The organism is Nocardia brasiliensis (assembly GCF_042691675.1).
Taxonomy (GTDB): domain Bacteria; phylum Actinomycetota; class Actinomycetes; order Mycobacteriales; family Mycobacteriaceae; genus Nocardia; species Nocardia brasiliensis_D.
This window is the reverse complement of sequence record NZ_CP170507.1, coordinates 4596452-4621088: the sequence shown is the minus strand read 5'-3', so window position 1 is coordinate 4621088 and position 24637 is coordinate 4596452. Positions and strand designations below refer to the sequence as shown.

26 protein-coding genes are annotated in these 24637 nt (G+C 66.5%); 19 read left to right on the top strand and 7 right to left on the bottom strand.

Translation table 11 applies throughout. The features are described 5' to 3' along the window. Positions 1 to 132: 132 nt before the first annotated feature. The 3 genes from ACFK0J_RS21325 to ACFK0J_RS21315 form a co-directional block, all read right to left on the bottom strand. Positions 133 to 792, bottom strand: a complete 660-nt coding sequence (locus ACFK0J_RS21325) for a DUF4360 domain-containing protein (RefSeq protein ID WP_378729882.1) — start codon at positions 790 to 792, stop codon at positions 133 to 135. 108 nt (positions 793 to 900) lie between these two features. Next, positions 901 to 1155, bottom strand: a complete 255-nt coding sequence (locus ACFK0J_RS21320) for a DUF1203 domain-containing protein (protein ID WP_378742952.1) — start codon at positions 1153 to 1155, stop codon at positions 901 to 903. A gap of 122 nt (positions 1156 to 1277) precedes the next feature. Beyond that, positions 1278 to 1820, bottom strand: a complete 543-nt coding sequence (locus ACFK0J_RS21315) for a YaeQ family protein (RefSeq protein WP_378729880.1) — start codon at positions 1818 to 1820, stop codon at positions 1278 to 1280. A gap of 335 nt (positions 1821 to 2155) precedes the next feature. Here ACFK0J_RS21315 and ACFK0J_RS21310 point away from each other — a divergent pair, with 335 nt between their 5' ends. Genes ACFK0J_RS21310 through ACFK0J_RS21235 form a run of 16 tightly spaced genes read left to right on the top strand, consistent with a single transcriptional unit; the run spans position 2156 to position 19199 of the window. Beyond that, positions 2156 to 2974, top strand: coding sequence for a hypothetical protein (locus ACFK0J_RS21310; protein WP_378729879.1), 819 nt, complete (start codon positions 2156 to 2158; stop codon positions 2972 to 2974). Positions 2975 to 3006: 32 nt separating this feature from the next. Then, positions 3007 to 3156: a hypothetical protein gene (locus ACFK0J_RS21305; RefSeq protein WP_378729877.1), complete on the top strand. Its 150-nt coding sequence runs from the start codon at positions 3007 to 3009 to the stop codon at positions 3154 to 3156. Between the two features lie 49 nt (positions 3157 to 3205). Next, on the top strand, positions 3206 to 4339 hold the full coding sequence (locus tag ACFK0J_RS21300) for a hypothetical protein (protein WP_378729875.1): 1134 nt from the start codon (positions 3206 to 3208) through the stop codon (positions 4337 to 4339). A 31-nt stretch (positions 4340 to 4370) separates the two neighbouring features. Further along, entirely contained in the window at positions 4371 to 4760 is a 390-nt protein-coding gene (locus ACFK0J_RS21295) for a hypothetical protein (RefSeq protein WP_218469168.1), read from the top strand. A gap of 3 nt (positions 4761 to 4763) precedes the next feature. Then, entirely contained in the window at positions 4764 to 4934 is a 171-nt protein-coding gene (locus ACFK0J_RS21290; protein WP_378729873.1) for a hypothetical protein, read from the top strand. Positions 4935 to 4947: 13 nt separating this feature from the next. Then, a complete protein-coding gene (locus tag ACFK0J_RS21285) occupies positions 4948 to 6207 on the top strand; it encodes a hypothetical protein (protein ID WP_378729871.1) in 1260 nt (419 codons plus the stop codon). Then, on the top strand, positions 6204 to 8969 hold the full coding sequence (locus ACFK0J_RS21280; protein ID WP_378729869.1) for a polymorphic toxin type 5 domain-containing protein: 2766 nt from the start codon (positions 6204 to 6206) through the stop codon (positions 8967 to 8969). The genes ACFK0J_RS21285 and ACFK0J_RS21280 overlap by 4 nt, the downstream gene beginning before the upstream one ends. Further along, positions 8966 to 9466 (top strand): hypothetical protein, encoded by a 501-nt coding sequence (locus ACFK0J_RS21275; protein WP_378729867.1) that lies wholly within the window; start codon positions 8966 to 8968, stop codon positions 9464 to 9466. Before ACFK0J_RS21280 ends, ACFK0J_RS21275 begins: the two co-directional genes overlap by 4 nt. Positions 9467 to 9480: 14 nt before the next feature. Then, positions 9481 to 9861, top strand: coding sequence for a hypothetical protein (locus tag ACFK0J_RS21270; protein WP_378729865.1), 381 nt, complete (start codon positions 9481 to 9483; stop codon positions 9859 to 9861). Next, positions 9849 to 11510: a hypothetical protein gene (locus tag ACFK0J_RS21265; RefSeq protein WP_378729863.1), complete on the top strand. Its 1662-nt coding sequence runs from the start codon at positions 9849 to 9851 to the stop codon at positions 11508 to 11510. Before ACFK0J_RS21270 ends, ACFK0J_RS21265 begins: the two co-directional genes overlap by 13 nt. Continuing rightward, positions 11510 to 11839: a hypothetical protein gene (locus ACFK0J_RS21260; RefSeq protein ID WP_378729861.1), complete on the top strand. Its 330-nt coding sequence runs from the start codon at positions 11510 to 11512 to the stop codon at positions 11837 to 11839. The genes ACFK0J_RS21265 and ACFK0J_RS21260 overlap by 1 nt, the downstream gene beginning before the upstream one ends. Before the next feature lie 11 nt (positions 11840 to 11850). Beyond that, positions 11851 to 12249, top strand: a complete 399-nt coding sequence (locus ACFK0J_RS21255) for a hypothetical protein (protein ID WP_378729859.1) — start codon at positions 11851 to 11853, stop codon at positions 12247 to 12249. Then, positions 12246 to 13556, top strand: coding sequence for a baseplate J/gp47 family protein (locus tag ACFK0J_RS21250; RefSeq protein WP_378729857.1), 1311 nt, complete (start codon positions 12246 to 12248; stop codon positions 13554 to 13556). Before ACFK0J_RS21255 ends, ACFK0J_RS21250 begins: the two co-directional genes overlap by 4 nt. Then, positions 13553 to 17479, top strand: a complete 3927-nt coding sequence (locus tag ACFK0J_RS21245; RefSeq protein ID WP_378729855.1) for a LamG-like jellyroll fold domain-containing protein — start codon at positions 13553 to 13555, stop codon at positions 17477 to 17479. The genes ACFK0J_RS21250 and ACFK0J_RS21245 overlap by 4 nt, the downstream gene beginning before the upstream one ends. Before the next feature lie 3 nt (positions 17480 to 17482). Beyond that, positions 17483 to 18091 carry a hypothetical protein gene (locus tag ACFK0J_RS21240; RefSeq protein ID WP_378729853.1) on the top strand — a complete coding sequence of 203 codons (609 nt, stop codon included), beginning with the start codon at positions 17483 to 17485 and terminating at the stop codon, positions 18089 to 18091. 25 nt (positions 18092 to 18116) lie between these two features. Then, positions 18117 to 19199, top strand: coding sequence for a hypothetical protein (locus ACFK0J_RS21235; RefSeq protein WP_378729851.1), 1083 nt, complete (start codon positions 18117 to 18119; stop codon positions 19197 to 19199). Positions 19200 to 19205: 6 nt separating this feature from the next. Here ACFK0J_RS21235 and ACFK0J_RS21230 read toward each other — a convergent pair whose 3' ends face one another. The 3 genes from ACFK0J_RS21230 to ACFK0J_RS21220 all read right to left on the bottom strand — a co-directional run bounded on the left by ACFK0J_RS21230 (position 19206) and on the right by ACFK0J_RS21220 (position 21792). Further along, a complete protein-coding gene (locus tag ACFK0J_RS21230) occupies positions 19206 to 19781 on the bottom strand; it encodes a hypothetical protein (protein WP_378729849.1) in 576 nt (191 codons plus the stop codon). A 169-nt stretch (positions 19782 to 19950) separates the two neighbouring features. Next, positions 19951 to 20613 (bottom strand): hypothetical protein, encoded by a 663-nt coding sequence (locus ACFK0J_RS21225; RefSeq protein WP_378729848.1) that lies wholly within the window; start codon positions 20611 to 20613, stop codon positions 19951 to 19953. A gap of 183 nt (positions 20614 to 20796) precedes the next feature. Then, positions 20797 to 21792 (bottom strand): EamA family transporter, encoded by a 996-nt coding sequence (locus ACFK0J_RS21220; RefSeq protein WP_378729846.1) that lies wholly within the window; start codon positions 21790 to 21792, stop codon positions 20797 to 20799. A 38-nt stretch (positions 21793 to 21830) separates the two neighbouring features. Between ACFK0J_RS21220 and ACFK0J_RS21215 the strand changes: the two genes are divergently transcribed. The 3 genes from ACFK0J_RS21215 to ACFK0J_RS21205 all read left to right on the top strand — a co-directional run bounded on the left by ACFK0J_RS21215 (position 21831) and on the right by ACFK0J_RS21205 (position 23955). Beyond that, positions 21831 to 22361, top strand: coding sequence for a CGNR zinc finger domain-containing protein (locus ACFK0J_RS21215; protein ID WP_378729844.1), 531 nt, complete (start codon positions 21831 to 21833; stop codon positions 22359 to 22361). Positions 22362 to 22566: 205 nt separating this feature from the next. After that, positions 22567 to 23781: a diguanylate cyclase domain-containing protein gene (locus ACFK0J_RS21210; protein WP_378729842.1), complete on the top strand. Its 1215-nt coding sequence runs from the start codon at positions 22567 to 22569 to the stop codon at positions 23779 to 23781. Positions 23782 to 23808: 27 nt separating this feature from the next. Next, positions 23809 to 23955, top strand: a complete 147-nt coding sequence (locus ACFK0J_RS21205; protein ID WP_218469150.1) for a DUF1059 domain-containing protein — start codon at positions 23809 to 23811, stop codon at positions 23953 to 23955. Between the two features lie 66 nt (positions 23956 to 24021). Here the strand turns inward: ACFK0J_RS21205 and ACFK0J_RS21200 are convergent, their stop codons facing one another. Next, complete coding sequence (locus ACFK0J_RS21200) at positions 24022 to 24627, bottom strand: TetR/AcrR family transcriptional regulator (RefSeq protein WP_378729839.1); 606 nt, start codon at positions 24625 to 24627, stop codon at positions 24022 to 24024. Positions 24628 to 24637: the final 10 nt, after the last annotated feature.

Genomic DNA, 24637 nt, shown 5'->3' with positions numbered 1-24637 from the left:
TCCGAGACCTCGCCCTGCTGGGGTCGGACGATACCTGCCCGCGCCGTTGGGGCGAACCCTTTCGGGCACAGGCAGATACAACTAGGTCCGACCCCAGCGGTCAACTACCCGGTCGGCAGTGCCGACCTGTGCTCAGCACTTCTTCCAGGCGAAGTGATAAGTGGTGGAAATGTTTCCGTCAACGGAGTCCATCGTGATGAAGCTGGTGGTCTTCTTCGGGTCCGAGGTACCGGCATCTACCCGCAATTGAGTATTGATGTTGAAGTTTCGGAATTCACCGCACGGCTTGTATACGATCGCGCCGACCTCCGTTTTGTCCGTCGCCTGCCAGTCGTCATTGAACGGGCCCTTGTAGGTGTGGTCGACGAATTCGGTCGGTGACATCCCCTGGAAGTAGTACCTGGCCCTTTCCAATGCGGTGGCGCCCGCTTGCAAATGCGCGAACCCACGGTAATCCGCCTGTGCGATCCCGTAGGTGAAGCCCTGCGGGACGTGAACTTTCAGGTTGAGCTGACAGTTCTTGCGGAAGTCGGTAGGCGTTGATCCCACGCCTACCTGCGCCGTGTACTCGCTGTAGGTCACCGTGAAGGCCGTGTTGTCCTGCGAGACCGCGACGGCCGCGGTGCCCTGCGGACAACCGGATCCATTGACCGTCACGATATCGATCACAATCTTGTCGGGCGGAACGGGTCCGTTCCAGTCGGGTGCCGGCGCCCCGGCCGCCGGTGCGCCCGACAGGGGGATGGCCAACGCGAATATGGCTGCGGCGAGGGCGGCGATATTCTTGTACATGAGAATTCCTTACAATGCTCCGGTGGCGGAAATACCTCACTGTAAATCCCCGAAGCTTCGCCGAACCTCCCCAGTGAAGTGGGGAGGATTCGCAAACCACGCAGCTTCTTAAGCGCGCAGAATTTCCAACATGTAACAACCGAATACGACATTGCGGGCATGCAAGAAAGCAATATCCGGATCGGATAATAGTTTCCGGGCCGCTGCGTCATAGTCGTCACCCGGGGTGACACGTACCCCATCGGCGATCGACCCGTCGGCCCGATAAGCCCGCAACACCTGTGGCCGGACCCGTGCCCATTCCGTGGGATACCGCTTCTGATCGTCGCACCCTTGATCCCGGAGCCGCCGCACCGTCTCCATCGGGATCGCCCGTATCCGCAAGTGCCCCAAAGCATTAGCTGTCATACCGCCATCCTGCCGTCGCGCAACAGCTCGACTCCGGCGAGAATCGGACGCGGCGTTCCGGGTGAAGTTCGGCGGGATTACCCGAGGGAGTGCTCTTCGACGGAAGTGCTCAGGCTGGTGCCGTTGAGATCCAGATACAGCAGGCGCTCGGTGATCGACAGCGTCGCGGTATTGCGACGCTCGATGGCGGCGACGGCGGCATCGACGAAGTCGCGGTCGAGGCTGTAGAGCGGAATGGCTTCGGCGCGGTGGATCCGCTTGCCTGCCAGTTGGGCCAGCACCTTGGCCGGATCTCGGTGGGTGTAGATGGCGGCGCGTCCGGCCAGCTTGCTGCCGCGATGCAGCCGTTCCGCGTCGGGGGCACCGACTTCGATCCAGGCGGTGAGGCGGCCGGTGCGATCGCGTACCAGCACCGCGGGCTCGTCGGTGGACGAGACGCCGCCGTCGCTGAAGGCGATGCCTTCCTCGTATTCGAGGCAGTAGGCCAACAGCCGGGTAAGCATGAACTCGTCGGTTTCGGACGGGTGGCGCGCGATCCGCAACTCCAGGTCCTGATAGACGTCCCGGTCGACGTCGGCCAGTTGGACGGCGAAGTTGTGCATTGTTGCGCTCAGGGCCATAAGAGCAGAAGCCTAAAGGACCCCTGTACCCGTGCCGACGGGGCCTGCCCCGAAATTTGCTGTCCACGCGCCTAGGTGACACACGGGCGCGGGCGTTGGGAAGCGCGTCGGCACGCGACGCGGCGGGCCGACGACGCCGACTACCTCCGGTCGACGACCGGAACTCGGTTCGCTGAACGGATCGCACAGTTCGTTGGCCGAAACAAATGCTTACCTCCCGTACCCGCTGAACGCACGATGGCTCTCGTCGAATCGACACCGATTGGTCTCAGCGCCGATGTGTGCACGAGCGGCGATTGTTTCGGCGATGCCCTCGGGAAATGGGAGGTGTACACATGGGTGCTCAGATCGACAGTATTCTGCTTCGTCTCGCGGACGAGGCGGGTGTGCATGACATTGTCTTTCCATCGGGCGATACCGGGCGTACCAGAATCCGGACGTTGCTTTCCGCGGTGTACCAACTGCCTTTCGCCGCGATTCACGACGTGACGGCGGTGGATGTGGTCGCCGTCGACTGCGCGCAGCCGTTGTTTCCGATCGTCCGCAGGACCGGCAATTGGACGCAGACCATGCCGGCGCATATCCGGACAGATATCGACATCTCGGGCAACGACGGCGCCGCACCGCGATGGATCGATGTCGCCGCCGAACTGTCCGCGACGGTTGTGCTCGAGATCGATCCCGGCGAACTGGAATCGTTGCGCACCGAGGAGATCGACGACTTCGCCACGCTGGACGAATTCCGAGCGAAGTTCCGCTACCTCGATCTGGACGCCTTCATGCTGGAGCACCGGCTGGCGACGGTCGACGACCTGCGACGGGCGTTCCGCTACCTGCGCACCGAGGTGAAACTGAAGCCGGTACCCGCATTCGACCCCGCCGATCCGGCGAACACCAGACGGCTGTCGTTGCGGGTCGGCATCCTGATCCGCGACAGCCTCGATCTCACCGGCGCGCTACGCGATGTGCGTGAGTTGTCGGCCGCGCACGGTCCCGTCGTAGCGGAGCGCACCGACCGGGATTTCGCCGAAGTCACCTCGGCTATCGCGCCGCTGGTGGTCTTTCCGGAGACGGCGGTGCCGGGCAGCGGATTCACCAAGGAGCAGATCGTCGCATTCTTCGGCCGCCAGCGCATTCTCGCTGTTTTCGGCTGAGCCGTCGGTGGGGCAAACACAAAGGAGTAAGCATGGCACAGAAGCAAACCCGGGCGGAGGCGGCGGAAAAGGAAGACGCCGAACAGACACCAGCGGCCCCCGAAGATTCCCGAGTAACCATGTCGCGCGCGGAAATCGAGGCGTTCCGGGCGAAATTGCAGGCCCTCTACCACGAACCGTGACGCGGCCGCGCCACCTATTCAATTCGCTCCCATTCAGGAGGAGATCCGTATGCCACTCCATTACGTCCGGGTGTACCCCGTACTCGACAATTTCTCGCCTGTCGTCCGGCCGACCGGGAACATGGTTGTGATCGGTGACGCGACTGCGAGCGCGCCGAATGTCGCGGTCGAGGTGAGCACGCTCGCCGAGGCGACCGAAAAGTTCAGCGCGCCCAATGGCCCGCCGTCCGCCCTGACCAAGTCGCTCATCACCGCCATGACCCAGAACCCCAGCCCGAGCAGGCTTTGGGGCATCAAGCAGGGCACGGCCATCGCGCAGTCCCTCACTGCCGCCGAGACGCTGGACGTCCAGTTCGTGGTGATCGCGCAGACACCGCTGACCACCGACACGGCCAAGCCCGGCGGTGCCATCGCCGCGCTGCGCGAGCACGTCAACGCGGTGTCCCGGACCGGTGACGGGAAAGAGCGGATGGGCGTCGCGATGCTGACGAAGGGCGTAGCCGAAACGACCTTGGTCGCCGGAACTTTGGTCGACGACCGGATGGTCTATGTGGCACATCAGAGCGACGAGGACGCGGCGAGCGCGGTGGCGGGCACCATCGCCGGATATCCGCCGCATACCTCGATGGTGCTCAAACAGGTTGCCATCAACAATATTCCGTTCACCAACGCCCAGATCGACACGATCAACGGCACCGAAGACGAGGGCAACCCGGAGGCGCCGCCACCGGTGCCCGCGCCGATTGCCGGTAAGGGTGTCGTGTGGCTGACCTCTCCGGCCCTCATTCCGGGCAAGGGCACCTACCTCGGCGAGGGCTACACCGGCAACCCGAACAAGAAGAAGTACATCGACGTGCAGCGCACGATCGACGACGTCACCTTCCGGCTCAAGGCCCGGCTGATCGGCGCGATCGGCAATCTGCGGATCAGCCGCTCCGGGTTGCGGGCACTGATCGTCACGATGGAGGCCGTGCTCAACCCGCTGGTCGCGGGCGGAGTACTGGAGAGCTACCGGCTCACCATTCCGATCCTCAACTTGCTCGACGCGGATCCGGCGACCCTCACCGACACCCAGGTGCAGGCGATCCACGACGCCTACACCAGCCGGGTCGCCCAGGTGCTCGCCAGTGTCGAGTACGCGGGAGCGATGCACCGCATCCACATCAACCTCAAGTTCAACTAGCGGCCGATCCCACGAATCCGAGGACAGAGCAATGGCCAACTGGAATACCCGACTCGAAGTTCGACTGGGCAGCACGGTGATCAGCCCGATCTCCCAGTTCACCCCTACCTTCAACGTGCCACACACGGTGGTGCACAGCGTCGAAGCCGACAACCTCGGCTATGTCCGCCAACCGCAGACCTTCACCTTCACCATGACGGTGCAGGCGTTCGCTGCCGTCGTCGCCGAGTTGACCCAACTTGCCGTGACCGGCAAGGAATTCGAGATCGCCGTCGCCGAAAAGACCGGCACCGACTGGTCTTTCAAGGCGCTCAAGTTCGGCAGGTGCATCATCACCTCCGCCAACCCGAGCAATGTCGTGATCGACGGCGTGCCGCAGGCGACGTTCACCTGCATGTGCCTGCAACCGGGAATCGAGTAGGCGATGCACCCGGAACCGTCCTGGCCCGCCGAAACCGCGGACCAGCCAAGCGAACCCGCCTACCACTTCCCGGTGGAAGTGGAGGTGGTCGGCGAGTTGCGCGAAGAGCAGCTGCGCCAGGTCGCCGAGTACGTCTTCGACCAGTTGCACACCACGCTGCGCGGGCGCGGCTGAAAGGAGGACAGCCATGCCGACGGAGACGCCGCCACCGCATGCGCGGCCGCAACACACTGTGCCGACGACCGACCGGTTCGCGGTCAAAGTACGGATCGTCGGCACCCCCACGGCCGCGGATCTGGACAAGGTGACCGAGTCGGTGGCCAGGGGCATCGGTCAGCGGCTGCGAGCGTCCCGCCTGACTTCGCGTCCCGCCACCGAGGCCGAGCTGGCCCACCTGCGGGCACAGGCGGACTGGCTGCACGCCGCCGACACCGAGGCGAAGCTGCGCGCGGAAGGGCCGTCGACCATCCTGAACCCCCGGTATCGGTGGCAGCCGCTCGCCGATCTGCTCCGGGGAGTGGCGTCGCGATCGGAGACGGATCCAGCGACCTATCTCGCCGTGGCCGAGGCGATCACGAGCCTCTATCGGGCCGTGCGCGACGAAGCAGGCTCCGTCGATTACCGGATCGGCAAGTCCGAGCTGCTCGACACAGGCATGACCGCCGAAGATATCGCGGAAGTCGACCGGATCTTCACCGCCACCGGATTCGCCCCGGCTGGGACCCCGGTCCGGGATTGGGCGATCGACGACGGCACCGGTACCGGCTGGATTCTGGCGCGGCGCAAGACCGAGCGGGAGGCGAACAGCATCGCTCGGGATCTGCGAGCCCGGCAGCAAGCCGCCGTCCGGCAACAGGCCGAGGAGCTGATCTGGGGGCTGCTCTACGCCCTCGGCGGGGCCAAGCGGGGCAGCGCGTCGGCGGATCTGGTCGTGCCGCGCGCGGGCGCGGCAGATGGGCCTGCGCGGACCTACCTACCCCGCACCGGCGCGAGCAAGGACACGGCCGCACCGTTCACGGGTCTGGTACCGGCACCGCCCGGCGAAGTCCGAAGCAATGTCGGTTTCCAACGCGAGTTCGCGGTGGCCCGGCTCACCGGCGGTCGACTGGCCAGAAGCGGACGCGTAAGCGAAGGCGGCACGCTGGAGGATCTGAAACTGCGGTTCCGGCGCGCCAATGGTGAGTCCGGGGCCGTGGATGTCGATGTGATCGGTCCGCAAGGCGAGCTGATCCTCGTCGGCGGGCCGGGAAAGAGCGGCGCCAAGATGTCGCTCACGATCCAGCGCATCGCGGATCTGAAACTCGCCGCGGCGCAACGACGAGTCGGTGCCATCGCCTACTTCACCAGCGATACGCCGAAAGAGGTGCTGGACAAGGCGATCAAGCACCTGGGTGCGGACAACGTCCGGCTGTTCGACGCGCCGCAATACCGGGAGCCGCCACGATGAGCCCCGATTCGCGGAAGCCCGAGTCGATTCCGGTCACCTTCACCGGTTCGCTGGCGCTCGACGACCCGCACAGGGTGGCGGAGGCGATTCGGCGCGGGATTCGCCGAGCGGTGCGGGAGTTCGAGTACGAGCATCCGACAGTCGATCCGGCAGCGACCGCCGCCGGTGGCACGGTCCTGCGGGAGCGCGTTTTCCATGTGTTCGGTGACATCCTGCGCGTCGGTGCGACCGCGCGGAGCCCGGTGCTCAGCCTCGGTCGAGACTTGCCGCTGTGGATCAAAGCAGGCGGCTATGTCGAGGTAGAGACGGATAACCCGGCGCGCGCGGTCAACTGGGGCAACAGGCTGTTCGGTGCACGCGGCTTCGCGGTGCTGGCGAAGCCGCATGAGCAAGGACGATTGCTGGTCCGCCCGCTCGTCAAGGCGTTACACGTCAACGACTTCGGCGGCTTCGCGCCCGCGGTCAGCCGCGAGCCGGGCCACGTGGGAACCGTGTCGAGTGCCCCCGCCAGCGGCGCCACCTTCCTCACCGATCCGGAGAACAACCCCCTCATCATCTCGACGGCCGAGGGCGTTCGGCTGTATCGCACGAACATCGCGGACTCACCGACCGCGTGGGTCGGCGAGAATATCGAGCGCTGGCTGGCCGACCCGGCCGATGCGGCATCGCTGGCCGAATCCGACGTCGGCGCGGTGGTGCAGCTGCTGACCACCGAACACGCCGACGACCTCGGCATCGCGCATGTCCTTGCGGCACTGGACCGTTCGCTGTTCGCCGCGATGGCCCTCGATGATCGTCGCCGCTATCTGCTTGTCCTGATGCGGCTGGCGGAGCAGCCGGTGAGCGGTGTGGACACCGATCAACTCGATGCGGCGATGGTCGAGCTGGTGGCGTCGTGCCGGTCCAAGTCCGAATTGGACGCACTGCTGGCTCCGCTCGCCGCGGACGGCACGCTGCTGAAGTTGTTCAGCCAGTTCGACAAGCCCACATTCCGGTTGCTGATCGCGGTCGGCGCACATCTCCAGATCACGCCGCTCGAGCCCGCGGAGCTACTGGATATCGTTGTCCACCAACTGAAACACCCGATGTCGATGATCGACATCGCCGAACTCGTCGGCACCGCCTACGACTGGCTGCGCGGCACGGTGGCAAGCCTCGGCGAGCTGCCCCTGCTGCCTGTTGAACTCGCCTCGGGCGTGCCCAAACTGTTCGAGCTATACGTGCTGGCGTCCCGGGCGCTCGGCGAAATGCCGATTCCGATCCCCGGATTCCCGGCCGTGCCATTGCCGCCGGACCCGGCGGCGCAGGCGCGGCTGCGCGCGCTGCTCGCGAGCGCGGGCACAACCGCGCGCACGGCGATGCTCGGTCTGCGGCACATCGATCAGCTCGCGGGCACGGGAGCTGTCGCCAGTGCACTGGCGCGCCGGGTAGCGCGGGTGGTGATGCTGGAGATCCTCGCCGCGTTCGTCACCGGCCTGCCGGAGGCCAAGGCTGCCGCGGTCGCCGAGAAGATCGCGGCGCGGGCCCGGTTGTTCGAGGCACTGGCCACCGCGCTGAAGCTGGCGGACGCGGGCGAGGTGGGCAGGTTGATGTGGCTGTTGCCCGAGTCGTATTCCGACGACGTCCTTCGGCTGCTGACGAACGCGCCGAGCCGGGCCGAAACGCTGCCACGGTTCCTTGCCTCGAGCCCGGAAGCCAGGGCGGCGGGCAAGCGGCTGACGGCCGGACTGCGGGTCGCCGAGGTCGTCGCGGACGCGGTCGGCCCGGCGAGCGGACTGACCGAGGACGTGCTGGCGGGCGCGCACCGGATGCTGGGTCTCGTCGACGCCGCGCCCGGCTGGTCCGGCGACGCGATGCGTGCGTTGCTGAAAGGTATACCGAGCCAGGAGATGTCCGCGATGCTGCGGGTTGCGGGCCGCCTCACGGGCGAGCAACTGCGTGATCTCGGCCCGACGGCGTTCAACCAAGTGGCCCGCGCACGGGGTGCGCTGGAGTTCGTCATCGACGCCGGCGGGCACGCGCTGGCACCGACCGCGCGCGCGTTCGGTACCTACCCCGCACGGTATGAGCACTTCCTCGAGAAGGTCGCCGAAGCCCGCAAAACGCTTGGGCCGCAGCAGTACCACCACCTGATGGAGCGGATCGCGGCAGGTGATCTGGCGGACTTCGACGATGCCGACTTCCTGTCCAAGGTCACCGAAGCCGCCGAGAAGGCGGTGCGGCCGACCTCGCGCCCGATGGTGCCGGTGTCCTCGCTCGGCAAGATCGGGCGCATCGCGAGCAAGGAAGCCTTCCGTCGCGAGGTGGCCAGAATCCTTCGCGAGAACCCGTCGCACCCGCTGCGAGTTCTGTTGGACGAGAACGGAAATCTCCGGACGACGATCGGGGACGCCGCGCATTGGTTCGAACATCCGGAGATTTCCGAAGCGGGTCACCTCCGCAGTGCGAAATCGCTGACCGAAGCGGGCAGCGACCAGCTCGTCGTGATGTCCGCGTACCGGAATCGGCTGGCCAGCAGCACCATCGAGCATCCGTCGAAGGGTGGGTTCATGAGCATCGAGGCCGCGCTCGACATCGAAGGCATACCGATCGACATCGAGACCGCGGTCGATCTGGTCGCCAAAGGCTCTCTCGATCCGGCGGTGGTGGCCGGTGCGCCGCGGCTCAGCTATCGGCTGGCCGCCGAAGAACCCGTCGGTTCGGCGGCTGACGCCGCGGCGAAAGCACCCGAACAGATGATCACGAAGGAGCCGCAGCGATGACGGCGCAACCAGTACTTATCGGCCCCGTCCCGTTGCTCTACGTGCAGAGCATCTCGATGACCGAGGGATACCAGATCCAGCGGGTCGCGGATAGTTCGTTCTCGCAGGCGATCGCGCCGACCCGCAAGACCATCGCGATCGAGGCCATGTTGCTGGGGCCGGACCGGTTGCTGCTGAAGAAGGAGCTGGAAGCGCTCGCGCTGACGTCCCGGCTCCTGGTCGCGGCCACCGCGAAAGCCCTTGCTGTGACCGGTATCCCGGTGGTGTGTGGGTTGACGATCAGCCTGGACATGCAGATCACCGACCTCCGGTTCACCCAGAGCGCGCAGAAGCGAGACGCGATCGACGTCTCGATCAGCCTCAGCCATGTGCCGAGGAGCAGCGTGACGGCCGTGCTCGGTGAGCTGGCCGACTTGGCGCTGGCCGGGGGCAGCGCGCTTTTCGCGGGCCCGGCCGAGCCCGCGTCCGTGCCCACCGTCCCGTCGATCCCGCTGTGAATCGCGAGGAAGCCATGAACCCGACACCGTATCGCTATCTTCGACTCCCGATCGACGCCGATCAGGGATTTCCGCAGGCCGTGCGCATGTCCTTCGGCGGCCGCACCTATGTCTTGTCGTGCTACGTGAACGTGACCGACGAGGAACTGCTCGACCGCGACGAGCCGCTGCCGCTGCCGCAACCCGGCGCGTTCCTGGTGCTGGAGGTCGCCACCGAGGAGGCGACGGGCACCCGAATCCTGTTTCGCCGCAAGCTTGTTCCGCACCACGAGTATCGCGCCCAGGAGCTGGCTCTGCTCTTCACCGAGTTGGCCGTGCACCCGCGCAACCTCAACGCGTCCGGTGCGCACAACTCGTCGGTGGTAGGGGGTGTGGCGCTGCGATGGGCTTCATAATCTGGTACAAACTCGAATTCCGCGCGGGCACCGCCGCGCCGACGCCACTGCTGCGGCTGTCCAACGACGTGTTGCACGGGGACCTGCTGCTCGATGCCGCCGTCAGGACGAAGGCGACGCTCGGCCCCCACGCGACGACCTTCGAGATCACCCTGTGGGACCTGCCGCTGGACGAAGCCGAGAGACTCGCCGAACAGTCCCGGTCCCGGGCCGGGTCGGGGGATCCGTTGCTCGTCGACCTCGGCCTCGGCTATTTCGACCAGCCATCGACCCAGTTGCGGCCCGTGCTGCGCGGCGCGGTCACCGACATCCGCACCGAGGTCGCCGCCGACGGAAGTCTGCTGACTCACCTCAAGGGGACGGAGTTGGGTGGCTACCACCTACTGCGGCAAAGGTTCTCGTACCACAGGCCGGGCGAGTCCACCCTTGCCCAGATCCTCGCCGCCGTGGCGGCGGAAACCACCGTGCAGATCCTGCACGACGGGGTCACCGGTACGGACAAGGATGTCACGATCGCGGACGGCACGGCGCTGAGCGCGCTGGGGCAGTTGGCGGCCGAAGCGGGCGCGCCGTTGGCAGTGCGCAATGAAAAGGCGGTGCTCGGCACCCTCAGCGACCCCGCGCCGCCCGCCGTGTTCCGTAACGCGGACAACATTGTCGACCGACGCCGATGGGACAGCGGATCACCGGATCTGCGGGCGGCACCGGGCACGACGACCCGTTACGAGCTGACGGTGCTCGGCGATCCCGCCCTCCAGATCGGCGCCAGGGTGTCCCTGGATGGTCTGGAGACGCACGACCTGCGCGTCGAATCGGTGCAACACCTGTTCAGCCTGCGCAGCGGATACACCTGTGCGGTAACGGTGCTCGACGCCGGCTCGGCCGGTCGCGCCGAGGCGGTCAGTGGGCCGCACGCGGTGATCGATGGCCTGCACGCGCTGACCCGCGGCGTCCTCGCCGGACACCCCGACGTCGACGTGGGTGACATCGCCGGGTACCGCAAGACCGGGGAGGGCGACAACGGCGGGCATCGGGCCACGCTCCGCTACGGGCAGCAACCGTCCGCATCGAGCGTCGACGACCCGGTGGACAACCGGTTGATGCTGCACGACAAACCGCTGGCATCGGTATTCGCCTGGGACCGAACAGGATTGATGGTTCCGGTCTATCCGGGCATGCGATCGCTGCTGGTGCACAACGGCGGGGCGGTGAACGACGCGATCGCCGCGGGATTCCTGTGGTCGCGCCACGCGAATCACGTTCCGCCCAAGAACGAGGCCGGTGACTACTGGCTGTGCTTGCCGACCGCGGTATCGGACGGGCGGCCCGAGGGCAAGGGCGCCAACGACCTCACCGACGCCGGGGGACACCGCGTCGTCCAGTCCGTCGGACTCGCCATCGAGGTGGGCACGGAGGTACTGCCCGAGGTCGGAGAGCGCCCGACCCCGCCGACGGCGCAGACGCTGACCATCAAGCACGGCAAGGGCACAACGATCACGGTGGCCGAGGACGGCTCGGTGGACATCACCACCGAAGGCAAAGATCTGACGTTCGGCAACGGCAAGGCGTCGATCGCCATCAGCGGCGGCGAGATCACCATGACCGCGGACTCGATCAAGCTCGCGGCCACCTCGGTGGAGGTGGGGTGATGGCGAAAGTGCTGGTCACGAACTCACAACTCACCTGCACGCACGCACCGCTCATCGTGCGCTCCAGCGCCGCGCTCACCGTGAACGGCAACCCGGTGCTGCTGGTGACGGATTTTCCAGCCGCGACGTTCGCCTGCACGACGGTCACTCCGGCGGGCGGCCCCTGCAAGAAGCTGCTCCCTTTCACCGCGGGCGTGTCGACCGTGCTGAAAGTCGGTGGGCAGCCGGTGGTGCTGGCCACGGCGGCGGCGTTGACCGACGCGTCGGCAGCGAACGCGGGCAAGTTCACGGTGGTCGACGCGGCCCAGACCATTCTCGATGCGAAGTAGGAGGAACGATCATGGCAACTGGACACGGTATCGGGATTCGGCTCGATCGCGGCGACATCGTGCTCGAGGACGGCACCATAGCGCTCGTCTCCGGACTGCCCAACCTGGCGCAGGCGCTCCAATTGCGCGTGCTGACCCCACTGGGCAGTGATCGCTACGACACCAGGTACGGATTCGACTACCGCGCCGTCTTCACCAGCGCGGCGGGGGCGTATGAAATGCGGGATCTCGTGCGGCTCAACCTTGTTCGCACCATCAGCACGGATCAGCGGGTGCGCGAGATTCGCGATATCGACGTGCTCGATGCCCGGGTCGATCCGCACCACCGGAAGTGGAACGTCGAGGTGTCGATCATCGCCGGTGACGGCACCGCCGCGACATTGACGACAGGATTGGGGGTGGCGGCATGACGCAATTCGGGGTGACCGGAGACGGATTCGTGCTCAAGGGCCTTGCCGAGATCCTGCGAGCGGCCCAGCAGCGAGCGATCGAGGTGTTCGGTCCCGAGATCGACCTGTCCAGTACCAGTGTGCTGACCAAATTGTTGCAGGCGACCTCCGATGAAGACGCCATGCTCTGGAAACGGCTGGAGGACGTCTACTACGGTCAGTTCGCCTCCACCGCGTCCGGCGACGATCTGAATCTGCTCGGCGAGGATATCGGGCTGGCGCGCAACCATCTGTTCGCCGAGGGTGACGCGCAGTTGGAGATCGTCGGCGCCGAGCCGGGCCGCAGTTACCTGTTGCCGGAAGGCACGGTGCTGCTGGACAACCTGCCGACACCCAACACCTTCTACCTCACGGCACCGGTGACACTGAGTGCGAAGTCGCCCGTCGCGACGGTGCGTGCGCGCGCCTTCGTGGCGGGTGGCCGAGCCGACATCGAACCGGAGCAGCTCGTCGGCGTGGACCCCGACTACCTGCGCACGCAACTGCACTTCCCGACGACGGTGACCGTTACCGCGACCAATCCGGGCCCCTTCGCGGGCGGCGCCGACACCGAGGACGACACCGCCTACCGGGCAAGGCAACTCGGCTTTCCCCGCGACATGTGGACGCTGCAGAGCGTGCGCGCGGCCGCGCTCCGGGTGCGCGGTGTGGTCGATGTGCTGTTGTCGGACTCGCTCGGTGGCACCGACGTCACGCAGAGCTTCTTCGACCAATTCAATTTCGGCGAGCGCACTTTCAGCGGTGAACGAAAGTTCGGCGAACCCTATTTCTTCGATGTCGTTGTCGCGCACGAGTTCGCGCGGCCATGGCGGACGACCGGACCGGTCGCCGGCATCTACGAACAGGTCAAGGCGGAGGTCGACCGGGTACGGCCGGTCGGCATCTACCCGAACGTCGTCGAGGCCGACCACATCGAGGTCGGACTGCGTGCGACCGTCGTGATCGAGCCGGGTCAGGATCCGAAGTCCCTGCGCGCGGCCCTGCTCGATCGCCTCTCGAACAACCTCGGTGTGCTGCGACTCGGCAGTGACGTGGTGTTCTCCCAGGTGATGTGCGTGCTGGTCGATCAGCCGGGCGTGCTGGATGTCCGCGACCTCCGCCTGCGGCGGTTCCCGCCGACGCTGGGTCGAATCACCTTCGGCGCGGAGCTGTTCCAGGCCGAGCCCATCGAGGTCGGGTTCGGGGAGAACCTGACGCTCGGGCCCACCGAGATCGCGCAATTCCGGCAGGACAGTTTGCTCATCGACATGCAGGTGGTGGGTCAATGATCAGCTACCCAGCCGCGCTCGACCGGATGGCGGGCACCCTCACCACCCCTTTCGCCGCCGGTGCCGATCGGCTCGCGCTGCCCTTCGTCCCCGGTGAACAGAGTCGCGAGACCAGATTCGCTGCCTACGATTTCGGGGAGCACCGGGCGCGGTTCGGCACCGATCCCCGGGTGCGGTACCTCGTCACAGCGCGGGAAGATATCCCCGTCGAGGTCACGATGACGGTCCGCTACCGGGCATCGGGATCATCGAATGCCAGTCTCTCCTTTGTCATTCCAGCCGGCACCCCGGCGGGCACCTCGCTGCTCGTCCCGCTCGGCGCCGATGCCGCGACCGCGGTGCTGCAGAGCGTTTCGGTGGAGGTGCCGCCGGGGGAGCCGTCCCACGGGGTTCGGGGCGTGTTCCGGTTCACGGCATTGCTCGGTGATCTCGCCGCGCTGCTGTGGGTGCTCGGCGGCGAACGGGATGTGCTTGCCGCGCAGCTGAATCGGGTGCGCGGACAGCGCAATGTCGCCGCGGCCGTCGGGCTCTCGCTCGATCTCATCGGCTCCGATCTCGGCATCCCGCGATTCCCGCCGCTGCCCTACGGCTTCGCGCCGGACACGATCGCGCTCTATCACCTCGAGGACAAGGTCGAGACGCCGACGGTGGTGGATGCGATGACGCTCTACACCGGCGCGGGCCATCCAGGCAGCAGGACCAACGCCACGCCCGGTGTGGACGGTCGGTTCGGGTCCGGCATGGGCTTCGTGTACGGCCAATCCGAGATCACCGTCCCCGATCACGCCGACTTCGCCGTGGCCGCCGCCGACAGCTTTACCGCCGAATGCTTCGTCCGGCCCGCCCCCGGCGAATGGCGCGGGGCGGTGCTCTCGAAGCACACCGACATGCTCGACCCGGCAAAGCCGGGCTGGGGCCTGCACATCGGGCACTTTCGCGGACTCGACCGCAATGTCTGGTTCCTGTTGTCGGACGGGACGATGCGGACCGAGCTGTTCGCCGACGTGTCTCTCGACACCGACAGGTTCCATCACCTCGCCGGGGTCCTCGATCGCGACCGCGGGCTGGCTCGGCTGTTCGTCAACGGTGAACTCGCGGCCACGCAGGCGACCACCATCGGGGCGCTGACCAATTCCGCGCCGCTGCGGATCGGTTTCAGCGACAACACAGGCGGCGGCTTCAGCAGCGGTTTCTACGGCACGCTCGATGAGGTCCGGATCTCCCGGCGGGCGCTGACCTCGTTCGCGCCCGTACTCGGCGAGGACGACGAGAGCTACCGGCAACGCCTCGCACTGTTCCGGCGGTGGAACCTGCCGACACCGGCGAACATCGGGAACGCGTTGAACGACATCGTCGTCGAGATCAACGGGGTCCCGCGCCCGATCACCGTGTCGGACGCCTTCGTTCGGTCGCCGGTCGGCTCGCATACCGTCACGATCCGGCCGGTTGCCCTTCGGGCAGGCGAGACGATCGACGCGCGGGGACAAAGGGGCACAACGGAATCCGAGATCTGCGGCACGATCGCCGACGACCAGTTCGATCCACGGTGGCTGGTGGCCTACGACAACGATCGGCCCGCCTTCACCGGCGGCGAGCGCCGGATTCGCCAGCCCATGCGGCGGAACCTGGAGGCACTGGTCCGGCTCGTGCAACCCGACGACGTGCTGCCCGACATCCGGCTGAGTGTCGCCCTGTACGACCCGAAAGCCGCCGACCTGCGTGCCGTCGGGCGCGCGGTGGTACTGCGGCATCCCAGGATTCCGGCGGACCGGCTCGCCGCCCTGGCTCACCGGGCCGGTTTCTCCTGGGTGCAGCACCGTGCGGGCAGTGCTGATGTCTATGCCTCGATCGCCGATACCTCGTCGATCGAGATCACCGGTCCGCTGCCGGGGAACTGGTACGGGAAGGACATCCCGGTCGACAACCCGATCCCGCTCGACATCGCACCGCCGCCGCCGGGCGACAGCCTGTTGCGTTGGTCCGTGCTGCAGGCGGGGCCGGGACGCGCTGAGCTGCTCGGGCCGGTCACCGGCAAGCGGATCGAACTGCGCGGACGGCATACCGGCGAAGTCACCGTGAAAGTGGAGGTCCGGCTCGGCGGCAAAACCTATTCCGCGACACGCAAATTGAGTATGGGGCCGGTGCAGCTCGAGGCCGGGCAAACGATCGGGGCGGACGGTTCGACCGGCGTCGACGCGTCGATTGCCGGTACGCCGGGCGACGGGGCGTACTCGCCGGAATACCTGGTCACCGTCGACAATCCGACGCTCGAGGTAGCAACCCCCGGCATCAACCGGATGCAGGCGAATGTCGCGGACTGCCTGGGACGACTGCTCGCCGGGGTATTTCCGCCGGAGCCGCCACGGGTCCGGTTGGTCGAGGGCTGGAACGCCAACGGCACCGGTCTGGACCGGGTCGGCCGCGAGCTCGCCCTCGCCCCGACGGCGGAGGCACCGCTGTCGTTGGCCACCTTGGGCGTACTGGCACACGGCGCCGGGTTCGACCACGTCGAGAACACCGGCACGGTGGTGCGGGTCAGGCATCGGGCAGGTGAACACGTCGAGATCGGCGGACCGGCCGAGGTGGACGAGGGCAGCACGGCGTCGTTCGCGATGCCGCAGCACGGCAACCCGGTGGGTGCGGTTCGGGCGGGATCCGCGCTTGCCACGGTGAACCGCGGCAGGGCTACGGTGTCGTTGCTGGACAGTGCAACCGGTGCGTTGCTCGGCACCGTCCCGGTAGCCGGGTCGCCGGTCGGTATTGCCGCGAACGCGAATGGCGGGACGGTGTATACCGCGAGCAGCACCGACCGCACAGTCACCGCCGTCGACGTGGCGACCGCGAAGGTCGTGGCCGTTGGTCCGGCGCTCGCCGCGGCCCCGGTCGCCATGGTGGCGCACCCGAGCAAGCCGTGGTTGGTGCTACTGCTGCCCGCGCAGGTCGTCATCGTCGACACCAGCTCGTTGGCGGTCGTCAAGCAACTGGCCATCCCGGATGCGACGACCGGAAAGCTCTTGGCGCTCAACCCGTCCGGGACGACCGCGTGGGTCGCGTGCACGGACGGGACGCTGCGCAGCGTCGCCGTCGAGGGGGGTACTTGGGGTGCGGCATCCGCACTGCCCGTCGTCCCGCTGGCGCTGGCGGTGAGCGGCACCCGGGTCTACGTGACGGCCAATCGTTCGCTGCTGATACTCGATTCGGCGAACGGGACGGTGACCCGGAGCTTCGACGACCTGGATCTTTTCCCATCCCGGCTGCACGTGGACGCGTCCGCGGGTGCCGTGTACGTCGGCTCGTGGTTCGACAAGGGCGTCGAGCGCAGAAACGCGGCGGGGGAGCGGCAGGGCTTCGTCGCGACCCCGGGTGCGCCCGTCGCCATCCTCGGCTCGGGCGCTTCGGTTTTCGCTGTGCTTCGTGGCGAGCCGCACAGCGGGGGAATCGATGCGGTCGCCACGCTGACGACCGGCCCGGCCCTCCGTATCACCGCGCTGTGGCCCCTGGCCCCCGTCGGCGGCCGGCGCCTCGAATGGTCGGTGCGCACGGCCGACGAGGCGAAGGCCCACCTCGACGGGTCCACCGGTGAACTCGCGAAGCTCACCGCGACCAGCGCAGGCGCCGTGCAGGTTCGGGCCCGCGCACGGGTCGACGGCAATCCGCCCTACACCGCTCGGATCGGTCTCGATCAGGCCCTGCTCGATATGGAGCAGTCCGGCACACCGGTGGTGATCCGGCGGGACCAATACGAGCGAATCATGAATGTGCTCAACGAATTACACCCGGTGGGCGTGGAATTCGAAACCAGCGTGATCCGGTCCCATGTGCTGGAACTCAAAGCGGGGCAACTGGAACTCTTCCCCGCCTACACCTACCCCACTTATCGGCTGCGTGGTCAGCACATCGCGCGCCCCATCGGAAAGGACTGAATCGTGCCCTTCAACATCAATTTCACGAAGACCTTCAAACATCAACCCTGGGTCGACGCCCGCGACCGGGTGACCGCGGGCGGAGACAACGGATTCAACGTTCGATTCCAGGCGTTGGAGGCCGACCTCGACACCCTGGAGGACCGCTTCCAGCAGGTCAGCGCGGCATTGAACGCGGTGGCGGCCGGTGGCGGCGGTGAGCGGGTGATCACGGTGCCACCGCTGTTCGTCACGACGAGCGGAGCGCCGTGGGATCTCAGCAATATCGGCACCGCGCACACGCTGGCGGGGGCGGACGCCTCGGGTGCGGTGCAGGTGCAGTTGCCGGCGGCCGGACTGGTGTCCTCTTTGGCGGTCACCGGACGCACCATTGGGCCCGGCGTGCTGCAGGTGACGTTGTACCGCATCGACACCCGCGGCGCCCAGAGCTCGATCGTGGTGGCGCGGGTAGACGGCCAGGCGGGGGAGATCCCGTTCACGGTCACCAGGAGTGCCAATGGGCACCGCATCGACCCGGCCTCGTCGTACTTCATCTACGCCGACGGGCAGAGCGGCTCGACCACCTCCTCCATCCAGATCAACAGCCTGCAGGTCGCGTGCGCGGCCGGCTGAACCAGCACAACAAGGGAGAAATGCAATGACCTGTCCAGAAGGCGTAGGCAGCGGTACGACCAAGGGTCTGCACATCGGACTCAACGTCGCGACGATCGATAACGGCGATCGCCCGATCCCCAAGGACACGCAAGGCAACTTTGTCTTCGCGTTCTGGGTGAGCCCGAATATCCGGCTGGTCCCGATCGGGGAGTTGGAACTGTGGAAGAAGCCGGAACATTGGAACGGCAAAGATCTCATCGTCCAGAAGGTAGAGATCGGGACCGCCTACAAACTCGTTGTCCGGGTCCGGAACACCGACGTGACCTATCGCCGGAATATCACCCTGGAGGCATGGGTTGCGGATTTGAACGCGGGCTCCGGATCCGCTGCCGCGATCCGGAGATTCCCGAACAGCACCACCGACCGAAGCAAGGTGTCGTTCAAGACGGACCTCATCCACAGCGCCCAGGAGGTGCCCCCGCAGAACCCGGCCGACCCGGATGACCCCACCAAGATGGCGGTGCTCGTCGGCCGCGAAACCTGGACTCCGAACGCGGAACAGTTGCAGTACAACAACGGTCACACGTGCCTTATCGCCAATGTGTACACCGAGGGCTCCAGTGACGAGGGAATCGCCGCCACGCCTTCGGAAGGCGAGCCGCTCGGCATCGGCGACGTGCGGCCATATTGCGACCGGCGACACGGACAGCTGAATCTCGACATCGTGTATCGGACGGTAGGAAGCACCGAGACCCGCACCGTAATGGTGGGCGTGCCGGCCACCGATCGCTGCACGCTCGAAGCCGAGGTCGCCCTGAAAGCGCTTCAGTTGACCCAGGGCGAACCCCAATTGGCCGGCCTGGCAACGCATGCGGGTCTGGCAACACACCATTGCCCGGACGACCCGATGGAGACGGTGACCATCGACGACAACGGCGACCCGAGCCACGAGCTCGGTATCTGCCTGGAACCCGGCGAGAACATCCCCGTCGCGCTGACCATCGCACCGTATGACGGCGAAAAGCCGGGCGATATCTACGCTTTCGACATGATCACCACCGATGAGTCCAACGACAGCATCTACGGTGCGGCTCGTTTCTTCGTACTGGTGACGGATCCGGCCTGAGTCAGGTCAACGATCAGAGCTCGCCGCGTGTTCGACCATTTCGCGCACCACCGGTTTCAGGGACGCGACGAGGGAGAACCCGGCGAGCCTGATGCGCTCGGCGGGGTCGGTGACGTCCGGGAAACTCGCGTCCGGGTTCCAGAACGGATATCCGCCGAAAGGTGCCAGCTCGCCGGACATTTCGGTGACGACGTGGTCCTGGGATTGCATGATCTGGAAGGTGAAGTTGTGCATGCGGTCGAGCGTCAGCCAGTGATAGAACATTTTGTAGCCGCACATGACGCTCCATTCGTCGCTGCCGCTACTCACGTGCGGTGACAGCCAGGCGTGCACAAAGGGATTGTCGCCGTTGTATTTCGCGATGACGTCGAACACTCCGGGCGAGGGTGTGAGACCCGCACGAATGCCGTAACCCAGCTGCAGGAAGCGATCGTCGAAATAGACGAAACACAATCCGCTGTGCGTGACTGTCATCTCGCCGGGTACCAGGCACGTCCACCGGCCGGGGATGAAGCGCTCGAAAATTGAATGGAGCTCGTTTTCCACCGCGACCGGCTCGGTCCTACCGTGCAGAATGGCCATCTGAACCCTCGGGCATCTGGAGATCTACGCCGAAGACGCCGCGCCTCCGGGCATTTGAGTACTCCTATGCTAGGAACCGCGGGAATCGGGTGACCAGTCGTTCGAACGAATGATTTCAGCGGCCCCCACGCGGCGACGCGCGCCACGTGGGAGCCGCTGTCCATCCGGGTCAGGCGTCCAGCGCGGAAACCGGCTGTTCCGGGTGGTCCGCCTCGTCGATAGCTTCGTGCAGGTTCTTGATCACCCCGCGGGCGAGGGCATTGTTGCCCACACCACCGACGACCGCGCCGATACCGGCGGGGATCACCTTGCCGAAGGCGAGTGCACCGCGTTTGACGATGAACTGGACGAGGAACCGCTTGATCGGCGAGTCGTCCATGTTCCTGATGATCGGCAGTTTGTTCGCCAACCTGGTGTCCCACTGTTTGGCCGAACGTCCCGCCGTGCCGAGAGCTTCGGTCCCGGCTTGGCCGAGCACGACAGCCGAGACGAGCGGACGGCGGGGGGCCGTCGCCTTGCTGCCGGAAACTTCGGTCGCGCCGACGGCGTAGACCGTCGATGCCTCCAGGAAGAAGAGGGTGTCGGCACCGGCAGCGCCGAGCCCGATCAGGGTGCCCACGCCCGGGACGGCCGCGCTCAACCCGACGAGCACGCCGCTGGCGGTCACCGCGATCAGGTAATGCTTCTCGAGTCGCTCGATGATCTGCTCCGGCGACGCACCGGGGTGCCTGCCCCGAACGAACCCGGTGTACTTGCGCACCAGCGGTGCCTGCACCCGCGCCGACTTGTCGATCAACGAGACGACACCCTGATCGAGGAACTTTCGCAGCATTGCTTATCGCCCTTCCGGTCGGCACTACCCATTGCGACAACGTCTCAGCTGTCGACCATCCGGTCGACACGACCGAGCCTACGGCCGTCACGCTGTGCCACAGGTGATCCCGGCCACTTCAGTTCCGAACCGCCGCCACCGACTAGATAGCCCGCGGCGGCGACGGCAAACAAGATCGACCGGTTACCGGGCCTCGGTCAGCACCGGACGCTCGAGGTCGAGCTGTTCGGTGGTCGTTGCGGAGGCGGCAGCGCGCTCGCCGCGACGGACGACGATCACGCCGGTGAGGATCAGTGCGCCGCCGAGGAGTTGGATGGCGCGGGGCGCCTCGTCGAGCAGCGCCCATGCGAATGCCAGCGCGGCTAGGACCTCGAAGAGGGCGATGAAGGAGGCGAGCCGGGAGCCGAGGAGGCGGGTGGCCACGATGCCGGAGACGTAGGCGAGAGCGGCGGTCACCACGCCGAGGGCCAGCACCGGCAGCCACCAAGAGACGGTGAAGTGCTGGAAGACGACGGGATCGGTGGTGGCATGCAGGGGGAGGATGCCGACCGCGCCCGCTGCCAATAGGGCGAGTCCGCCGATGAGGAGAGCCCCCGCGGCCAGGACGGTGCCCGGTAGCGTGCCGTCGCCGTGGGCGGAGAGCACGAAGTACGCGGCCGCGCCGACCATGGCGGCCAGTGCCCAGGCGATGCCGACCCAGCTGGTGGTGCGGCCGGAACTCAGGTCGATGACCAGGAACAGGCCGGTGATCCCCAGTGCGGCACCGGCGACCGTCGCGGCACCCGGGCGTTGGCGGTGCCGCAGCCACAGCCAGCCGACGACGGCGATCGGGGCGGTGTACTCGATGAGCAGCGCCACCCCGACCGCCATGTGGGCGACGGCGTTGAAGTACGCCAGCTGGGTGCCCGCCACGGCGACCAGGCCGTACGCGGTGATCAGGGATGCGTTGTGGCGCAACAGTTGCCAATTTCCGCGCAGCTGGCCGGCGGCGATCGGCAGGAGCACCGCGGCGGCCACCAGCACGCGGACCGCGACGACGGACGCGGAGCTCCAACCGGCGTCCATCAAACCGCGGGCCAATGGACCGGAGAGTCCGAACGACGAGGCGGACAACATCGCGAAGAGCAGTCCTGATCTGAGCCGTCGAGCTACCGCTATGTCATGAGTCATCGTCGTCATGGGTAATGACGGTATGGCCGAGGGGGTAATATGTCAACATGACTTTTGCTGATGACACCGAGGCTGCGCTGATGGCCGCGGTTGAGCTGGTGAACTCGGCGGAGGACCCGGATACGCTCACCGAAATCGCCCAGCTGGACGAGTTTTTCGTCAGGCACACCTACACCGGCGTACACACCGGCGACGCCGAGGAGCTCGCGGCGGTGCGGGCCTTGCGTGCGCCGCTACGCCGGATGCTCACCAGTGACCGCGATACGGCGGTGCGGCTGGTGAACGAGTCCCTGGCGCGGCATCGGGCGGTGCCGCAGCTGGTCCGGCACGGCGACATCGACTATCACATTCACGCGGTGCCCGCCGAGGCGCCGCTTCCGGTCCGGATCGCGGTCGAGACCGCGATGGCGATGATCGACCTGATCCGCTCCGATGAGCTGAGCCGGTTGTCCATCTGTGCCGACAGCGCGTGCGAGGGGATCGTTCTCGACTTGTCCCGCAACCGATCTCGCCGGTACTGCAGCACCGCGTGCGGGAACCGTAACGCCGTGGCAGCCTACCGGGCGAGGAAGAAATGACCGGCCCGCCGAGGCCCGCGGAAATCCACCAGGAGAATAGGCCGTCGGTATCCGAACGGATAGTGTGCTGATCTCACATTGCAGAATATGAAAAACCGCCTTAACGTCGATTAGCACGCCAAGTTGGATGACCAGGGTAATCCCCGGGTACACCCGGGTCCGTTGTCGACTCGAGGGCGGTAACTGAATGGCCGATAATCGATCGATGTTTCGAACATGGTGGCGAGACCCGGTCGATTACCGCGGTCTCGTCGAAACGTTCGGTTCCCATGGCGCGCTCGGCCGATTCAAGTTCATGCTCGGTGCCGGTGGGCTGGTCATGCTGGTGATCGCGGTGCTCGCCTCGATCGCGCAGGGCGATGTCGCCGGGCCGGTGGGGGAAATACAAGGCATCGTCGAAGCCGTTGTCGCCGGGGCGTGGACGGTGCGCTGGTGGTTTTTGCCGTGGCCGCGCGAAACCGAGTCGCTCGTCTGGATCGTGCTTTTCGATATCGACACCACCGCCAACAACCTGCTGGTGCACGACCGCGTGGTCGGGGTATTGGGCGTCTTTCTGTTGATGGCGATGGGCGGCTATGTGACCGTGTTTCACGGACCGCGGGTGCTGGCGTTACACGTCGGGTGGACATTCCTGACGAGCGTGATGTTGGCGTGGTTGATGTACACCGGAGCGCTGGCCGACCCCGGGCAGACGAATGCCGGTCATCGGCCGGAAGATCTCGCCTTGGGCCTTGCCGTCATCCTGGTCATGCTCGTCGTGGTCGGCGTGATTCTCCCGTTCGTGCAGTTCTGCCACTGGCTGCTGCGCATGGACGCCTTGTCCGATCCGCTGACCGTGCTGTTGAACCGGCGCGGCCTGGACGCCTACCTGGCATCGCACATCGGCCATTGCCAGGGCCGGGCGGTGTACGTCGCGACGCTCGACCTGGACCGGTTCAAAGCCGTCAACGACAGCTTCGGCCATGCGTTCGGCGACGAGGTGCTGATCCGAACGGCGCAGCGGATACTCGCGGCCGTCGAACCCCACACCCTCGTCGCGCGCACCGGCGGGGAGGAGTTCGTGGTCGTCGGGCGCCTGCGCGGGGACGCCGCGATGGTCGGCGAGCGGCTACGCGAGGCGATCGAGACGATGTCCGAGCTTCCGGTGCGGATCACCGCCAGCGTCGGCGTCGCGGTCCTCGACACGTCGCGCCGGGATACACCGTACGACGAGACCACCTACCGCCGACTGCTGCGCGGCTCCGATTCGGCGATGTATCGGGCGAAACGACGCGGCGGCAACGCCGTAGCGATCGCCGGTCAGGACGAGCCACCACCGAACCGGCCGAAACGTGCCTCGGCGAGCGCACCCGAGATCCACACCGCGCCGCCCCGCGATGACGCCGGGTTGCCCAGCGGTTCGATAGCACCGCCCGCCTAGACTCGTCATCGAGAGGAAGGACGGCTGATGAAGCGAAACCTGAACTGCCCCTGCGGAGAAGCCATCGTCGGAACCGACGAGGACGACCTGGTGGCGAAGACCCAGGCCCACCTGGCCGAGAAACACCCCGGTCACGACTACTCCCGCGACGAAATCCTGTTCATCGCTTACTGATTCACGAACCGTGCGGCCCGTTGCCGCGGAAGGTGATGGGCCGCACGGCGATAATCCGCGCGGTGCTCAGGCGACGAGCGTTTTCAATGCGGTGAGGGCGTCGATGACGTCGGCGCGGTCCACCTCGGTGGGATCGATGACGGCACGGTGGGCGAAGCCGTTCACCAGGGCGTGTACGGCCGGGGCCAACCGGGCGGCTTGTTCGGCGGTGGTGCCGCGGTCGCCGGGCGGGTCGATCACGCGATCGGTGAGTAGCGCCCGCAGCAGTTCCAGGCCGCTGGGGACCTGCGCGTCGACGTCCGCCATCAGCTGCGGGTCCCGCAATGCGGTGGCCAATGTTTCCAGTTCGAAAGCGAAGTACTCCCGGGCGCGGGTGTCTCCTGTGGCATCGAGTACCGCATCCGCGTAGCCCCGCAGCACCTCGTCGAGCGTCAGCGCGGGATCGGCCAGCGGGCGCATGGTTTCGTGATATTCCGCGACCATCTGGTGGATCGCGGCAATGAGCAGCGCTCGTTTGCTGCCGAAGATCGAGTAGATCGCGCCGGTGGTCAGGCCCGCGTGGTCGGCGACATCGCCGAGCCTGGCCGACTGGTATCCGTGGGCGGCGATCTCGGTGATCGCCGCCGTGATCAGGGCCTCCCGGTTGTTCTGCCGGATCTGAGCGCGCTTCATCCTCTGATGA

Bases quoted from the DNA above. Each gene is read 5' to 3' on its own strand.
- ACFK0J_RS21230 (WP_378729849.1), bottom strand. From the start codon at position 19,781: ATGGCCATTCTGCACGGTAGGACCGAGCCGGTCGCGGTGGAAAACGAG.
- ACFK0J_RS21320 (WP_378742952.1), bottom strand. From the start codon at position 1,155: ATGGAGACGGTGCGGCGGCTCCGGGATCAAGGGTGCGACGATCAGAAG.
- ACFK0J_RS21300 (WP_378729875.1), top strand. From the start codon at position 3,206: ATGCCACTCCATTACGTCCGGGTGTACCCCGTACTCGACAATTTCTCG.
- ACFK0J_RS21295 (WP_218469168.1), top strand. From the start codon at position 4,371: ATGGCCAACTGGAATACCCGACTCGAAGTTCGACTGGGCAGCACGGTG.
- ACFK0J_RS21265 (WP_378729863.1), top strand. From the start codon at position 9,849: ATGGGCTTCATAATCTGGTACAAACTCGAATTCCGCGCGGGCACCGCC.
- ACFK0J_RS21260 (WP_378729861.1), top strand. From the start codon at position 11,510: ATGGCGAAAGTGCTGGTCACGAACTCACAACTCACCTGCACGCACGCA.
- ACFK0J_RS21205 (WP_218469150.1), top strand. From the start codon at position 23,809: ATGAAGCGAAACCTGAACTGCCCCTGCGGAGAAGCCATCGTCGGAACC.
- ACFK0J_RS21255 (WP_378729859.1), top strand. From the start codon at position 11,851: ATGGCAACTGGACACGGTATCGGGATTCGGCTCGATCGCGGCGACATC.
- ACFK0J_RS21280 (WP_378729869.1), top strand. From the start codon at position 6,204: ATGAGCCCCGATTCGCGGAAGCCCGAGTCGATTCCGGTCACCTTCACC.
- ACFK0J_RS21270 (WP_378729865.1), top strand. From the start codon at position 9,481: ATGAACCCGACACCGTATCGCTATCTTCGACTCCCGATCGACGCCGAT.
- ACFK0J_RS21235 (WP_378729851.1), top strand. From the start codon at position 18,117: ATGACCTGTCCAGAAGGCGTAGGCAGCGGTACGACCAAGGGTCTGCAC.
- ACFK0J_RS21215 (WP_378729844.1), top strand. From the start codon at position 21,831: ATGACTTTTGCTGATGACACCGAGGCTGCGCTGATGGCCGCGGTTGAG.
- ACFK0J_RS21305 (WP_378729877.1), top strand. From the start codon at position 3,007: ATGGCACAGAAGCAAACCCGGGCGGAGGCGGCGGAAAAGGAAGACGCC.
- ACFK0J_RS21245 (WP_378729855.1), top strand. From the start codon at position 13,553: ATGATCAGCTACCCAGCCGCGCTCGACCGGATGGCGGGCACCCTCACC.
- ACFK0J_RS21325 (WP_378729882.1), bottom strand. From the start codon at position 792: ATGTACAAGAATATCGCCGCCCTCGCCGCAGCCATATTCGCGTTGGCC.
- ACFK0J_RS21210 (WP_378729842.1), top strand. From the start codon at position 22,567: ATGTTTCGAACATGGTGGCGAGACCCGGTCGATTACCGCGGTCTCGTC.
- ACFK0J_RS21310 (WP_378729879.1), top strand. From the start codon at position 2,156: ATGGGTGCTCAGATCGACAGTATTCTGCTTCGTCTCGCGGACGAGGCG.
- ACFK0J_RS21250 (WP_378729857.1), top strand. From the start codon at position 12,246: ATGACGCAATTCGGGGTGACCGGAGACGGATTCGTGCTCAAGGGCCTT.
- ACFK0J_RS21315 (WP_378729880.1), bottom strand. From the start codon at position 1,820: ATGGCCCTGAGCGCAACAATGCACAACTTCGCCGTCCAACTGGCCGAC.
- ACFK0J_RS21275 (WP_378729867.1), top strand. From the start codon at position 8,966: ATGACGGCGCAACCAGTACTTATCGGCCCCGTCCCGTTGCTCTACGTG.
- ACFK0J_RS21290 (WP_378729873.1), top strand. From the start codon at position 4,764: ATGCACCCGGAACCGTCCTGGCCCGCCGAAACCGCGGACCAGCCAAGC.
- ACFK0J_RS21225 (WP_378729848.1), bottom strand. From the start codon at position 20,613: ATGCTGCGAAAGTTCCTCGATCAGGGTGTCGTCTCGTTGATCGACAAG.
- ACFK0J_RS21285 (WP_378729871.1), top strand. From the start codon at position 4,948: ATGCCGACGGAGACGCCGCCACCGCATGCGCGGCCGCAACACACTGTG.
- ACFK0J_RS21220 (WP_378729846.1), bottom strand. From the start codon at position 21,792: ATGACGACGATGACTCATGACATAGCGGTAGCTCGACGGCTCAGATCA.
- ACFK0J_RS21200 (WP_378729839.1), bottom strand. From the start codon at position 24,627: ATGAAGCGCGCTCAGATCCGGCAGAACAACCGGGAGGCCCTGATCACG.